The sequence below is a fragment of the Amycolatopsis sp. ATCC 39116 genome (assembly GCF_000231075.2).
GTDB classification, from domain to species: domain Bacteria; phylum Actinomycetota; class Actinomycetes; order Mycobacteriales; family Pseudonocardiaceae; genus Amycolatopsis_E; species Amycolatopsis_E tucumanensis.
Map to the genome: position 1 here is coordinate 49,869 of NZ_AFWY03000048.1, position 12,897 is coordinate 62,765.

Here is a 12,897-nt window from a genome sequence, read left to right on the forward strand (position 1 = left end):
CGCGGACATGCGAAAAGGGCGCCGGTCGAAGCTCGACCGGCGCCCTTCACGTGTACTGGCTCAGTGGAACGAGTCGCCGCAGGCGCAGGAGCCCGTGGCGTTCGGGTTCTCGATGGTGAAGCCCTGCTTCTCGATCGAGTCGACGAAGTCGATCACCGCACCCTCGACATACGGCGCGCTCATGCGGTCGACCGCCACGCGCAGGCCGTCGAAGTCGCGGAACAGGTCGCCGTCGAGCGTGCGCTCGTCGAAGAACAGCTGGTAGCGCAGTCCCGCGCAACCACCGGGCTGGACCGCGATGCGCAGGTGCATGTCGTCGCGGCCTTCCTGCTCGAGCAGGGCCTTCGCCTTGCTCGCCGCGGCGTCGCTCAACGTGACGCCGTGGGTGGCCTCGGCCTCGGCCTGCGTGCTGGTCTGCTCAGCGGCAGTCATAGCTCTCCCTCGGGGTCTTGCCGTGCACCGGGTGGGGGGTGCTCCTCCCTACTGGAACACCGGTGCCACCCGATCTGTTCCCGGGCTGGTTCCCGCCTTGGCGCTGATCCCATGGTTACACATCGGCGAGGGGGTTGAACACGCACGCCGCTGTCTGGAATAAGCTGGTTGGGTGAGGTTTCTCCGTCGTAACAGCACGACCACCGCAGACAGCCCCGAGATCGAGGCGGCCGAGGTGGCCGAAAGCGTCGAATCTCACACCCGTGGCTACACCCCGGGCAAGGGCAGGCCGACGCCGAAGCGCAAGGAGGCCGAGGGCAAGCGCCGCGGCCCCGTCGCGCCCCCGCCGAGGACCATGCGGGAGGCGATGAAGCGCAACCGCGAGCTGCGCAAGTCGAACCCGGTGGACAAGGAAGAGCGCCGCAGGCTCGCCAAGGAGCGCCAGGAGCGGATGGCCGCGGGCGACGACCGCTACCTGCTGCCGCGCGACAAGGGCCCGGTCAAGGCGTACGTGCGCGACCTGGTCGACTCGCGCCGCCACTTCCTCGGCGCGTTCATGCCGCTGGCGATCCTCGTGTTCGTCGTGCTGCTGGTGCCGTACCCGGTGATCCAGCAGTACGTGACGCTGCTGTGCATGGCCGCGCTGCTGGTCATGGCCGTCGAGGGCTACTTCAACGGCCGCCGCATCGCGCGGCTGGCCAGGGCGAAGTTCCCGAAGGAGAACATCAGCGGCCGGTCGCTGGGCTGGTACGCGTTCGTCCGGGCGAGCCAGATCCGCAAGCTCCGGATGCCCAAGCCGCGCGTGAAGGTCGGCGACACGGTCTCCTGACCGGCTGGAGCGCACTCCAGGTCGTTAGCAAGGCGAACCATTTCCGGTAGGCTGCCGGACATGGAGTTTCGCCGTCTCGGCCGCAGTGGCCTGTCCGTCAGTGAGATCGCCTACGGGAACTGGCTCACCCACGGTTCCCAGATCGACGAGGACCAGGCCCAGGCCTGCATCAAGGCCGCGCTCGACGCGGGCATCACGACCTTCGACACCGCCGACGTCTACGCCAACACCCTGGCGGAGTCGGTGCTCGGCCGCGGTCTGGCCGGTCAGCGCCGGGAGAGCCTGGAGATCTGCACGAAGGTGTTCTGGCCGACCGGCCCCGGCGGCCCGAACGACCGCGGGCTGGGCCGCAAGCACATCATCGAGTCCTGCCACGCCTCGCTGAAGCGGCTGCAGACCGACCACATCGACCTCTACCAGGCGCACCGGTTCGACCCGACCGTGCCGCTGGAGGAGACCATGTCGGCCTTCGCCGACCTGGTCCGCCAGGGCAAGGTGCTCTACATCGGGGTGTCGGAGTGGAACGCCGAGGAGATCACCCGCGGCGCCGCGCTGGCCCGCGAGCTGCGGATCCCCTTCGTGTCGAACCAGCCGCAGTACAACATGCTCTGGCGCGTCATCGAGGCGCAGGTCGTGCCCGCCAGCGAGCGCGAGGGGCTGAGCCAGATCGTCTGGTCGCCGATCGCGCAGGGGGTGCTGACCGGCAAGTACAAGCCGGGTCAGCCGCCGCCCGCCGGGTCGCGCGCCACGGACGAGCGGGGCTCGCAGTTCGTGCAGCGGTTCCTGCGGGACGAGGTGCTCGAGCGCGTGGCCCGGCTGGAGCCGCTGGCCGCGCAGGCGGGGCTGACGCTGGCGCAGCTGGCGGTGGCGTGGGTGCTGCAGAACCCGAACGTCGCCTCCGCGATCGTCGGCGCGTCGCGGCCGGAGCAGGTGCACGAGAACGTGAAGGCGGCGGGCGTGAAGCTCGACGCCGACCTGCTGACCGAGATCGACTCGGTGCTGCTGGGCGTGGTCGAGGACGATCCGCGCCTGACCGCTCGCGCCGGCTGACGATAGGTTTGGCGCCGTGACTGACGTGTCGTTCGCCGATGTCCCCCAGCCCGACGAAGCCGCCCGCGCCGAGGCAGTGCGGCGGCACGCGGAGCTGCTCAAACCGGTGTCCGCGCTGGGTGAGCTGGAGGCGCTCGGCGCGTGGGTCGCGGCCTGCCAGGGCTCGGCGCCGCCGCGGCGGTTCCAGCGGCCCCGGGTGATCGTGTTCGCCGGGGACCACGGGATCGCCGCGAAGGGCGTCTCCGCCTACCGGCCGGAGGTCACCGGGCAGCTGGTGGACAGCCTGCTCAAGGGCGCCGGGCCGGTCGCGGTCGCCGCCGCGGTGGCCGACGCCGGGCTGCGCGTGGTGGACATCGCGGTGGACGAGGAGACGCCGGTCGCCGAGTACAAGGTCCGGGCGGGCTCCGGGTCGATCGACGTCGAGGACGCCCTCACCGACGACGAGGTGCGGGCCGCCCTGCGGGCCGGCATGGCGATCGCGGACGCCGAGGTGGACGAGGGCGCCGATCTGCTGGTCGCGGGCAGCGTCGGGGTCGGGGCGACCACACCGGCCGCGGTGCTGGTCGCCGCGCTGACCGGCGCCGAGCCGGTGGCCGTGGTCGGCCGCGGTTCGGGCATCGACGACAACGCGTGGATGCGCAAGACCGTCGCGATCCGGGACGCGCTGCGGCGGGCCCGGGCGGTGCTGCCCGACCCGGTGGCGCTCCTGCGGACCGCGGGTGGCGCGGACCTGGCCGCGTTGACCGGGTTCCTGGCGCAGGCCGCGGTCCGCCGCACCCCGGTGCTGCTGGACGGGCTCGCGGTCGGCGCGGCGGCGCTGGTGGCGGAGGAACTGGCGCCCGGCGCGCGCTCCTGGTGGCAGGCCGCGCACCGCGACGCCGAGCCGGCGCACCAGATGGTGCTGGAGCACCTCGACCTCAAGCCGGTCGTCGACCTGGGCATCCGCCTCGGCGACGGCACCGGCGCCGCGACGGCCCTCCCGCTGCTGATCACGGCCGCCCGGCTGCTCACGGACCTGCCGACGCACGCGGAAGCCGGGGTCACGCCGCCGAACGCTTGATCCTGACGCGACGTCAGGTCCTAGCGTCGTCCACACCGGCGCAAAAGCGCTGGTGGAAGTGGGTGAACGGCATGTTCTACAAGGTCGGCGAGCTGGCACGGGCGACCGGTCTGACGGTGCGGACGCTGCACCACTACGACCACGTGGGTCTCGTGCGCCCGTCCGGGCGGACGCACTCCGGGCACCGGCTCTACGACGAGTCCGACGTCCGGCGGTTGTACGAGGTGCTGGCCCTGCGGCAGCTGGGCCTGCCGCTCGAGGACATCGGCGCGGCCCTGGAGGGCACGTCCGACCTGGCCGAGCTGCTCACGCGGCACCGGGACCACCTCGACCGGCAGCTGGTGGCGATGCGCACGCTCCGCGCGCACCTCACCACGATGCTGGCGGCCGTCGACGAACCGGCAGGCGTCACCGGCTTCCTGGCTCTGATCCGGGAGGTGACCACCGTGGACGAGACGGTGAAGCAGTACTTCAGCGAAACCCAGCTGGCGGAGCTGGCCGAGCGCCGATCGCGGCTCGGCGAGCAGGAGGACGTCCAGCGGAGGTGGCAGGACCTGATCCCCCGCGTGCAGCTGGCCGTCGAGACCGGGGTCGACCCGGCGTCGGCGGAGGGGCGGGCGCTCGCGGCCGAGTGGATGGGCCTGCTGGAGGCTTTCCACGGTGGCGACACCGGGCTGCGGGACTCGCTCTACCGCATGCAGGCGGACAACAGCGAGCGGATCCAGCGTGAGCACGGCGGGCCGTCGCCGGAGCAGCTGGAGTTCATCCGGCGCGCCAGCGCCTCGTGACGACGAAGGGCCACCCCGCCGGAACGGGGTGGCCCTTCATGTCGAAGTGATCAGGACAGCTTGTGCATCCAGCCGTGCGGGTCGGGGCGTGTGCCCTCCTGGATGCCGGTCAGTTCGGCGCGCAGCTTCATCGTCACCTCGCCGGGCTCGCCGCCCGCGATGGTGAACTCGCCGCCCGCGTGCTTGACCCGGCCGACCGGCGTGATGACCGCCGCGGTGCCGCACGCGAACACCTCGGTCAGCTCACCGGACGCGGCCGCCTTCTCCCACTCGTCGGTGGAGATCCGGCGCTCCTCGATGCCCATGCCGTGGTCCGCGGCCAGCTTGATCAGCGAATCGCGGGTGACGCCGGGCAGCAGCGAACCGGACAGCTCCGGCGTGACGATCCGGGCGTCCGAACCCGAGCCGTACACGAAGAACAGGTTCATGCCGCCCATTTCCTCGACGTAGCGGCGCTCCACCGCGTCGAGCCACACCACCTGGTCGCAGCCCTGCTCCACGGCCTGCGACTGCGCCACGAAGGACGCCGCGTAGTTGCCGGCGAACTTCGCCGCGCCGGTGCCGCCCGGGGCCGCCCGCACGTACTCGGTGGACAGCCACACGCTCACCGGCTTCACGCCGCCGGTGAAGTACGAACCGGCGGGCGAGGCGATCACCAGGTACAGGTACTCGCTGGCCGGCGCGTTCACGCCGAGCCCCACCGAGGTGGAGATCATGAACGGCCGCAGGTACAGCGTGTCGCCCGGGTTGCTGGGCACCCAGCGCTCGTCGGCCGCGATCAGCTCCTGCAGCGAACCCAGGAACAGCTCGTCGGGCAGCTCCGGCATCGCGATGCGGGCCGCCGACCGGCGGAACCGGGCCGCGTTGGCGTCCGGGCGGAAGGCCGCGACCGACCCGTCCGGCTGGCGGTAGGCCTTGAGGCCCTCGAAGATCGCCTGCGCGTAGTGCAGCACGGAGGTGGCGGGGTCGAGCGTGACCGGCTCGTAGGGGCCGACGTTCGCGTCGTACCAGCCGCGGTCCTTGCTGTACTTGATCGTGACCATGTGGTCGGTGAAGAACGTCCCGAAGCCCGGCTTCGCCAGTACCTCGGCTACACGCTCCGCCGAAGCGGGAGACGGGTGCGGGGTACGGGTGAAGGGCAACGTGGTCGTCATTCGACCAGGATAACTGTTAGTTGGACTTCCGAGAATCGCCTACTCCCCTACCATGGCGGGCGTGACCGCCAACGTGCCGCAGCCCGCCACGCCGAACTCCGTCTCCGCCGGACCGGCGTCCGACGTCAAGACCTTCGTGACCGCCATCCTGCTCACCTTCGCGGTGGGCGAGCTGACGCTCCTCGGCTACGCCCTGCTCGGCGTGTTCGGCGGGATCATCGGCCTGGTCGGCGGCATCTTCGGCGTCGTGTGGTGGCGCAGCGTCCACGACAAGAAGGTGTTCCCGCGCGACCTGCCGGTGAAGTCGGTGATCATCCTCGCGGTCGCGACCGCGCTGATCACGCTGCTGGCGTTCCTGCTCGTCGCGTGACGGCGACGCCTGCCGCGACGGCGACCACCGTCCCCAGTAGATAGACCGGCGGCAGCCAGGCCAGCAGCGTCACGGCCAGTACCGCCGCGATCACCGCGCGCGCGGTGATCCCGGTGATCATCGACAGCACCACGGTCACCAGCACCTCGGCCAGCGCGGCCGCCGCGGCCAGCAGCAGCGCCTGGTCCGGGTCCAGCAACACGGCCGCGACCGCGGCGATCAGTCCACAAGCGACGGACGCGCGCGGCCACGCCAGCTCCTCGCGGGCGCCGCCGATCGCGAGCAGCGCGGCGGGCACAGTGGACAGCACGACGACCCCGGCCAGCAACGGGTTCAGCACCTGCCCGTCCAACGCGGCCAGCGCGTCCCGCACGGGCACCCCGGACAACGCCAGCCGCACCGGGCCGAGCTGGTAGAGCGCGCCCGCGCCGATGGCCAGCACCACCATGACCGAACCCGCGAGCCAGGACGGGTTGTGCCGCGGCAGCAACGGGAACAGCACCGCGCCCGCCGCGAACAGCCCGCCGATCGTGAAGTGCGGCGCGGTCACCGGCTGCGCGGGCTCGATCGCGAAACTCAGCGCCACGAAACCGGCCCCGGCGACCAGCAGGATGCCCAGCAGCCACGCCCGCGCGTACCTCGCCAGCCGCAGCCCGGCCGCGTCGGCGGCGGTGACCACCAGTGCGACGACCGCGGCCGCCAGCGGCTGTCCGGGGAACAGGTAGGCGGCGAACACCGACGCGAACAGCGGCACCAGCGCGAGGCGGGACACCAGGCGCGTGGCGGCCACCAGCCGGGCGGGGTTGGGCTCGAGCGCGGGAGGCTCGGGCACGGAGAACGCCAGCAGCGCCGCGACCACCGCGCCGCCGAGCAGCCACCAGCCGCCCGCCTGCGCGCCGACGGCCAGCGCGATCAGCAGTCCCGCCGCCAGCCGCACGCCCACCACCTGCCTCTCCTGCCGGGCTCCGTCCTCATTAGCATGGCTCACTACCCGGCCGGGTACCCCACCCGGCACGACCGTCGATGGATGCGCGAGGAGCCACAAGTGACCGTGCCGAAGTTTGCCCTGATCGAGAACACCGGCGCCGCGCTCGGCAAGAGCCGGGCCGAGGTCGTCGTGATCGGGACGCTCCAGGGCGACAAGGCCGTGACGCTGGCGCCGGGTGCGGAGGCCGTCGACGAGGCCTTCGACGGCTCGCTGGCCGAGCTGCTGGCCACCGTGGGCGCCTCCGGCAAGGCCGAAGAGGTCGTGAAGCTGCCCACGCTGGGCAAGCTGCCCGCCGCGGTCGTGCTGGCGGTCGGCCTCGGCCGCGCCGACGGGGACGGCACCGTGACCGCCGAGCAGGTGCGCCGCGCCGCGGGCGCCGCCGGGCGCGCGCTGGCCGGGACCGCGCGGGCGGTGTCCACGCTGTCCGCTGTGGACCTGCAGGCCGCGGTGGAGGGCACCGCGCTGGGCGCCTACAAGTTCACCGAGTACAAGTCCGAGCCCGGTGACGCGCCGGTCGCCGCGGTCGACTTCGCCACGCCGGCCGAGGGCACCAAGCGCGCGCACACCGCGACGCTGAAGGCCGCGACCGCGATCGCCGAGGCCGTGATCATCGCCCGCGACCTGATCAACACCCCGCCCAACGACCTGTTCCCGGCCTCCTTCGCCGAGCGCGCCCGCAAGCTCGCCGAGGCCAACGACCTCGACTTCGAGGTGCTCGACGAGAAGCAGCTCAAGCGCAAGGGCTTCGGCGGCATCCTCGGCGTCGGCGGCGGCTCGTCCCGTCCGCCGCGGCTGGTGCGCGTGTCGTACAAGGGCCCGAAGGCGGCGAAGAAGGTCGCGCTGGTCGGCAAGGGCATCACGTTCGACTCGGGCGGCATCTCGATCAAGCCCGCCGCGAACATGGACCACATGACCTCGGACATGTCCGGGGCCGCCGCAGTGCTCGCCTCGGTCGTGCTGGCGGCCAAGCTCAAGTACCCGCTCGAGGTCACCGCCAACATCCCGCTCGCGGAGAACCTGCCGTCGGGCACCTCCTACCGGCCCGGTGACGTGCTGAGCATGTACGGCGGCAAGACCGTCGAGGTGCTCAACACCGACGCCGAGGGCCGCCTGGTGCTGGCCGACGCGATCGTGCGCGCCGCCGAGGACGACCCGGACTACCTGATCGAGACCTCGACCCTGACCGGCGCGCAGATGGTGGCGCTGGGCAACCGAACCGCCGGGATCATGGGGTCGGACGAGTTCCGCGACCGGGTGGCGGCGATCGCGCAGGCGACCGGCGAGGGCGGCTGGCCGATGCCGCTGCCCGAGGAGCTGCGCGGCGACCTGGACTCGCGGCTGGCCGACCTGGCGAACGTGACCGGGCACCGCTGGGGCGGGATGCTCGCCGCGGGCATCTTCCTGCGCGAGTTCGTCGCCGAGGGCCTGCCGTGGGCGCACATCGACATCGCGGGCCCGTCGTTCAACACCGGGGCGCCGTGGGGCTACACCGGCAAGGGCGGCACGGGCATCCCGGTGCGCACCATCGCCGCGGTGCTGGCCGACATCGCCGACCAGGGCTAGCTTCTGTTTCCTGAGCGGCGGAGCCGCTTGCGGTGGGCCGTCAGCCGGCACCGCCGCGGATTGGAACGGGCGGAGCCGCGCGCAGCGGGTCCGTTGAGGGCGGTGGCGGGCTGGCGGGAGGGCCGCTAGCCGCACCGCCACGCAGGCCACTACCGAAATGCGCACTAGTCCGGCGTCACGGCGCGGCGGACGGTTTCGCGGAGGAGGGCCCGGCGGCGGTCGTGGACGTCGCCGGGCTCCTCGGCCGTCGCGGCGTAGACGTTGCTCACCGGGGACCACGCCATCGACAGGGCGATCACCAGCGCCATGATGTCGAACGGGTCCCCGGGCACCACCTTGCCCGCGGCCTGCGCCTCGGCGATCGCGCGCAGCTTGTGGTCGTCGAGGCGGTCAGCGTCCTCCACGAGGTGGCCGGCGGGCCGGCGCTCCAGCCGCGCCCAGGTGGCGAGCCGGATGAGGTCGGGCCGGCGGAGGTACTCGTCGTAGAGCCGCACCGCCCAGTCCGCCAGGTCGCTCGCGTCGACGGGCACGACGTTCACGATCCGTTCCAGTGAGGCGGAGAAGATCGCGTCGAACAGCCCTTCCTTGCTCCCGAAGTAGCCGTAGAGCTGCGCCTTGTTGGTGCGCGCCGCGGCCACGATGCGCTCGACGCGGGCACCGGCGATCCCGTGTTCGGCGAACTCGCGGGTCGCCTCCTCCATGATGCGCTGACGGGTCGCGGCGCCACGGGCGGTGGCGGGCAGATCGGGCATGGCACGGACGACGACGGGATGGCACGCGGTCGCGGGGACGCTACGACGGGCGCCTCTCCAGCGGCGGAGCTGCGGCCCGACGACCTGGCGGTCCGGGTCGACCACTGCGGCGTCTGCCACTCCGACCTGCACGCGGTGCGAGCTGGCGGCACTCCGCTCGTGCCCGGCCACGAGTTCACCGGCGTGGTCACCGCGACCGGACCCGCGGTGACCGCCTTCGCCGCCGGGGACGCGGTCGCCGTCGGCAACATCGTGGACTCCTGCGGGACCTGCGCCATGTGCCTCGCGGGGCAGGAGAACTTCTGCCACGACTTCCCCACCCTCACCTACGGCGGCACCGACCGCCACGACGGCTCCACGACGCTGGGCGGCTACTCGCGGGAGCACGTCGTCCGCGACCGGTTCGCCTACCCGCTCCCGGCAGGCATCGACCCCGCGGGCGCCGCACCACTGATGTGCGCCGGGATCACCGTGTGGGAACCGCTGCACAGCCTGGGCGCCGGGCCGGGCGCCCGGGTCGCCGTGGCCGGGCTGGGCGGGCTGGGTCACCTCGCGGTCAAGTTCGCGGTGGCGCTCGGCGCCGAGACCACGGTGATCAGCCGGTCGGCGGACAAGGCGGGCGAGGCGCGGCGGCTCGGCGCCGCCGACCTGCTCGACTCGACGGACCCGTCCCGCATGGCGGACGCGCGGGGGCGGTTCGACATCCTGATCGACACCATCTCCGCGCCCCACGACCTTGGCCCCTACCTGCGGCTGCTGGCGCTGGACGGCACGCTCAGCCACCTCGGGCACCTGGGGCCGGTCACGGTGGAGACCCTCGACCTGCTCGTCGGGCGCAAGAAGCTCAGCTCGGCGGGCAGCGGTGGCAGGCCCGCGACCGCCGCCATGCTCGCCTTCTGCGCCGCGCGCGGGATCACCGCCGACGTGGAGGTGCTCCCGTCGGCCGCGGTGAACGACGCGCTCGAGCGCCTGGCGCGGGGCGACGTCCGCTACCGGTTCGTGCTCGATCTGTCCGACCTGGACTGATCCTCAGCCCTGCGCGCGCTTCTGCCGCTCTGTGTATTCGCGCATGCGCTTCGGGTAACCGACTTTCGCGACCTCGTACACCGGGATCGAATGCTTGCGCCCGAACTGCTGCGCGGCGTCCAGGCTGCCGATCCGCCGTCGTGTCCATTCGCCGTCGTGCGCGATCAGGACGACCGTGGTCTCGGTGACCGTCGTCCGCGGCTCGACGAACGCCTCGACGCCCCGCCGCGCGGCCGCCCAGCCCTCCAGATGACGCAGGTCAGCGTCACTGGCACGGCGCAACGTGCCCGGTTTCCCGGCGCCGCGTCTGCGCTTCAGACCGTCGAACAGACCCACCTCGACCACCTCATCTCCGCCTGCCCTCCCCCGCCATTATCGCGGGGATCAGAAGTGCGCCGATTAACACACCCGGCTACCTCGCAGGGCCGGACTACGTAGTGACAAGATGATGAGGGTTTGGACGTAAAACGAGGAGTAAACGACGTGAGCGACGCTGGCGCCGACCTGGTGATCCTCGGTGGCGGATCCGGCGGCTACGCCGCGGCCTTCCGCGCCGCGGAGCTGGGCCAGTCCGTCATCCTGATCGAGAAGGACAAGCTGGGCGGGACGTGCCTGCATCGCGGCTGCATCCCGACCAAGGCCCTGCTCCACGCGGCCGAAGTCGCCGACACCGCCCGCGAGGGCGAGCAGTTCGGCGTGAAGACCACCCTGGAGGGCGTCGACATCGCCGGCGTCCACAAGTACAAGGACGGCGTCATCAGCCGCCTCTACAAGGGGCTGCAGGGCCTGGCCAAGGCCCACAAGGTGACCGTCGTCGAGGGCACCGGCACGTTCGTCGGCGGCACCACGGTCGAGGTCGACGGCACCCGGTACACGGGCAAGAACCTGGTCCTGGCCACCGGCTCGTACTCGAGGACCCTGCCGGGCCTGGAGCTGGGCGGCCGGATCATCGCCAGCGACGAGGCGCTGACCCTGGACTGGATCCCGGAGAAGGTCGTCGTGCTCGGCGGCGGTGTCATCGGCGTCGAGTTCGCCAGCGTGTGGGCCTCCTTCGGCGTGGACGTGACGATCGTCGAGGCGCTGCCGCGGCTGGTCCCGGCCGAGGACGAGTTCGCCAGCAAGCAGCTCGAGCGCGCCTTCCGCCGTCGCAAGATCAACTTCAAGACCGGCGTGAAGTTCACCGGCGCCAAGCAGGACGAGAACGGCGTGACCGTGTCCCTGGAGTCCGGCGAGACGCTGGAGGCCGACCTGCTGCTGGTCGCCGTCGGCCGCGGCCCCAACACCGCGGGCCACGGCTACGAGGAGGCCGGCGTCAAGATGGAGCGCGGCTTCGTCATCACCGACGAGCGCCTGCGCACCAACCTGCCGAACGTCTACGCCGTCGGCGACATCGTCCCCGGCCTGCAGCTCGCGCACCGCGGCTTCGCCCAGGGCATCTTCGTCGCCGAGGAGATCGCCGGCCTGGAGCCGAAGGCGATCGACGAAGCCGGCATCCCGCGCGTCACCTACAGCCACCCCGAGGTCGCCTCCGTCGGCCTGAGCGAGGCGGCTGCCAAGGACCGCTACGGCTCGGACGTGCAGACCTTCACGTACGACCTGGCCGGCAACGGCAAGAGCCAGATCCTCAAGACTTCCGGCGCGATCAAGGTGATCAAGGCGCCGGACGGGCCGGTCGTCGGCCTGCACCTGGTCGGGGACCGGGTCGGCGAACTGATCGGCGAAGCCCAGCTGATCTACAACTGGGAGGCCTTCCCGGAGGACGTCGCTCCGCTGATCCACGCCCACCCGACCCAGACCGAGGCCCTCGGCGAAGCACACCTTGCCCTGGCCGGCAAGCCACTGCACGTGCACAGCTGACCGGACCGCAGCCGACAAAGATTCAAGGGAGTCAATTCACGATGGCCTTCTCCGTCACACTGCCGGAGCTCGGGGAGAGCGTTACCGAGGGCACCGTCACCCGCTGGCTCAAGCAGGAGGGTGACACGGTCGCGGTCGACGAGCCGTTGCTGGAGATCTCGACCGACAAGGTCGACACCGAGGTCCCGTCGCCGGTCGCAGGCACGCTGCAGAAGATCGTCGCCCAGGAGGACGAGACCGTCGAGGTCGGCGGCGAGCTCGCCGTGATCGACGACGGTTCCGGCGGCGGTTCCGCCCCCGCTCAGGAGCAGGCGCCCGCGCAGCAGGCGCAGCCCGAGCCGGAGCCCGAGCCCGAGCCCGAGCCCGAGCCGCAGCAGTCCGCGCCGCAGCAGCAGTCGGCCCCGGAGGCCCAGCCCGCGCCGAGTGGCTCGGCTCAGGGCACGCCGGTCACGCTGCCCGAGCTGGGCGAGAGCGTCACCGAGGGCACCGTCACCCGCTGGCTGAAGTCGGTCGGCGACACGGTCGAGGTGGACGAGCCGCTGCTGGAGATCTCCACCGACAAGGTCGACACCGAGGTCCCCTCGCCGATCGCCGGCACGCTGCTGGAGATCAGCGTCGGCGAGGACGAGACCGTCGAGGTCGGCGGCACGCTCGCCATCATCGGCGACGCCAGCGCCGCGCCCGCCCCGCAGCAGGAGCAGCCGAAGGCGCCGGAGCCCAAGCCCGAGCCGAAGCCGGAGCCGAAGCCCGAGCCCACCCCGGCCGCGCAGGCCCCCGCGCCCCAGCAGGCGGCTCCGCAGCAGGCTCCCCAGCAGCCCGCGCCGCAGCAGCCCGCGCCGCAGCAGCCGGCCCCGCAGCCGCAGGCCGCCCCGGCCGCGAGCGACGGCAACGGCAGCGGCCCGTACGTCACCCCGCTGGTGCGCAAGCTCGCCACCGAGCACGGCATCGACCTGGCGTCGGTGACCGGCAGCGGTGTCGGCGGCCGCATCCGCAAGCAGGACGTGCTGGCGGCGGCCGAGGCGAAGCAG

At 72.2% G+C, this 12,897-nt stretch carries 14 protein-coding genes; 9 read left to right on the forward strand and 5 right to left on the reverse strand.

Annotated features, from left to right (window positions below):
• Positions 1 to 60: 60 nt before the first annotated feature.
• Positions 61 to 432: an iron-sulfur cluster assembly accessory protein gene (locus tag AMY39116_RS0332995; protein WP_017984065.1), complete on the reverse strand. Its 372-nt coding sequence runs from the start codon at positions 430 to 432 to the stop codon at positions 61 to 63.
• Positions 433 to 604: 172 nt separating this feature from the next.
• On the opposite strand from AMY39116_RS0332995, the gene AMY39116_RS0333000 reads away from it, so the two are divergent.
• The 4 genes from AMY39116_RS0333000 (at position 605) to AMY39116_RS0333015 (ending at position 4,159) form a co-directional block, all read left to right on the forward strand.
• Entirely contained in the window at positions 605 to 1,261 is a 657-nt protein-coding gene (locus AMY39116_RS0333000) for a DUF3043 domain-containing protein (RefSeq protein ID WP_026153367.1), read from the forward strand.
• A gap of 60 nt (positions 1,262 to 1,321) precedes the next feature.
• Positions 1,322 to 2,311: an aldo/keto reductase family protein gene (locus AMY39116_RS0333005; RefSeq protein WP_020421871.1), complete on the forward strand. Its 990-nt coding sequence runs from the start codon at positions 1,322 to 1,324 to the stop codon at positions 2,309 to 2,311.
• 16 nt (positions 2,312 to 2,327) lie between these two features.
• Complete coding sequence (gene cobT, locus AMY39116_RS0333010; RefSeq protein WP_020421872.1) at positions 2,328 to 3,371, forward strand: nicotinate-nucleotide--dimethylbenzimidazole phosphoribosyltransferase; 1,044 nt, start codon at positions 2,328 to 2,330, stop codon at positions 3,369 to 3,371.
• Positions 3,372 to 3,442: 71 nt separating this feature from the next.
• A complete protein-coding gene (locus tag AMY39116_RS0333015; protein WP_051123646.1) occupies positions 3,443 to 4,159 on the forward strand; it encodes a MerR family transcriptional regulator in 717 nt (238 codons plus the stop codon).
• Between the two features lie 50 nt (positions 4,160 to 4,209).
• On the opposite strand, the gene AMY39116_RS0333020 is transcribed toward AMY39116_RS0333015, so the two are convergent.
• Complete coding sequence (locus AMY39116_RS0333020; protein ID WP_020421874.1) at positions 4,210 to 5,313, reverse strand: branched-chain amino acid aminotransferase; 1,104 nt, start codon at positions 5,311 to 5,313, stop codon at positions 4,210 to 4,212.
• Positions 5,314 to 5,374: 61 nt separating this feature from the next.
• On the opposite strand from AMY39116_RS0333020, the gene AMY39116_RS0333025 reads away from it, so the two are divergent.
• On the forward strand, positions 5,375 to 5,683 hold the full coding sequence (locus AMY39116_RS0333025; protein ID WP_027936437.1) for a hypothetical protein: 309 nt from the start codon (positions 5,375 to 5,377) through the stop codon (positions 5,681 to 5,683).
• Here the strand turns inward: AMY39116_RS0333025 and AMY39116_RS0333030 are convergent.
• The gene (locus AMY39116_RS0333030; protein ID WP_020421876.1) at positions 5,652 to 6,629 is read right to left on the reverse strand and encodes a hypothetical protein; all 978 of its coding nucleotides are present in this window, start codon (positions 6,627 to 6,629) and stop codon (positions 5,652 to 5,654) included. The two genes, AMY39116_RS0333025 and AMY39116_RS0333030, sit on opposite strands and share 32 nt — an antisense overlap.
• Positions 6,630 to 6,728: 99 nt before the next feature.
• Here AMY39116_RS0333030 and AMY39116_RS0333035 point away from each other — a divergent pair, with 99 nt between their 5' ends.
• Positions 6,729 to 8,234 (forward strand): leucyl aminopeptidase, encoded by a 1,506-nt coding sequence (locus tag AMY39116_RS0333035; protein ID WP_020421877.1) that lies wholly within the window; start codon positions 6,729 to 6,731, stop codon positions 8,232 to 8,234.
• Positions 8,235 to 8,398: 164 nt separating this feature from the next.
• Here the strand turns inward: AMY39116_RS0333035 and AMY39116_RS0333040 are convergent, their stop codons facing one another.
• Positions 8,399 to 8,986: a TetR family transcriptional regulator gene (locus AMY39116_RS0333040; RefSeq protein ID WP_020421878.1), complete on the reverse strand. Its 588-nt coding sequence runs from the start codon at positions 8,984 to 8,986 to the stop codon at positions 8,399 to 8,401.
• A gap of 18 nt (positions 8,987 to 9,004) precedes the next feature.
• Here AMY39116_RS0333040 and AMY39116_RS44020 point away from each other — a divergent pair, with 18 nt between their 5' ends.
• The gene (locus tag AMY39116_RS44020) at positions 9,005 to 10,012 is read left to right on the forward strand and encodes an NAD(P)-dependent alcohol dehydrogenase (RefSeq protein WP_157358776.1); all 1,008 of its coding nucleotides are present in this window, start codon (positions 9,005 to 9,007) and stop codon (positions 10,010 to 10,012) included.
• A gap of 3 nt (positions 10,013 to 10,015) precedes the next feature.
• Here the strand turns inward: AMY39116_RS44020 and AMY39116_RS0333050 are convergent, their stop codons facing one another.
• Positions 10,016 to 10,357 (reverse strand): hypothetical protein, encoded by a 342-nt coding sequence (locus AMY39116_RS0333050; RefSeq protein WP_020421879.1) that lies wholly within the window; start codon positions 10,355 to 10,357, stop codon positions 10,016 to 10,018.
• A 138-nt stretch (positions 10,358 to 10,495) separates the two neighbouring features.
• On the opposite strand from AMY39116_RS0333050, the gene lpdA reads away from it, so the two are divergent.
• The gene (lpdA, locus tag AMY39116_RS0333055) at positions 10,496 to 11,869 is read left to right on the forward strand and encodes a dihydrolipoyl dehydrogenase (RefSeq protein WP_020421880.1); all 1,374 of its coding nucleotides are present in this window, start codon (positions 10,496 to 10,498) and stop codon (positions 11,867 to 11,869) included.
• A gap of 41 nt (positions 11,870 to 11,910) precedes the next feature.
• Positions 11,911 to 12,897, forward strand: a 987-nt coding sequence (locus tag AMY39116_RS0333060) for a biotin/lipoyl-containing protein (protein WP_020421881.1), incomplete at its 3' end; no start/stop codon positions are given.

Bases quoted from the DNA above. Each gene is read 5' to 3' on its own strand.
- AMY39116_RS0333020 (WP_020421874.1), bottom strand. From the start codon at position 5,313: ATGACGACCACGTTGCCCTTCACCCGTACCCCGCACCCGTCTCCCGCT.
- AMY39116_RS0332995 (WP_017984065.1), bottom strand. From the start codon at position 432: ATGACTGCCGCTGAGCAGACCAGCACGCAGGCCGAGGCCGAGGCCACC.
- AMY39116_RS44020 (WP_157358776.1), top strand. From the start codon at position 9,005: ATGGCACGCGGTCGCGGGGACGCTACGACGGGCGCCTCTCCAGCGGCG.
- AMY39116_RS0333040 (WP_020421878.1), bottom strand. From the start codon at position 8,986: ATGCCCGATCTGCCCGCCACCGCCCGTGGCGCCGCGACCCGTCAGCGC.
- AMY39116_RS0333005 (WP_020421871.1), top strand. From the start codon at position 1,322: ATGGAGTTTCGCCGTCTCGGCCGCAGTGGCCTGTCCGTCAGTGAGATC.
- AMY39116_RS0333015 (WP_051123646.1), top strand. From the start codon at position 3,443: ATGTTCTACAAGGTCGGCGAGCTGGCACGGGCGACCGGTCTGACGGTG.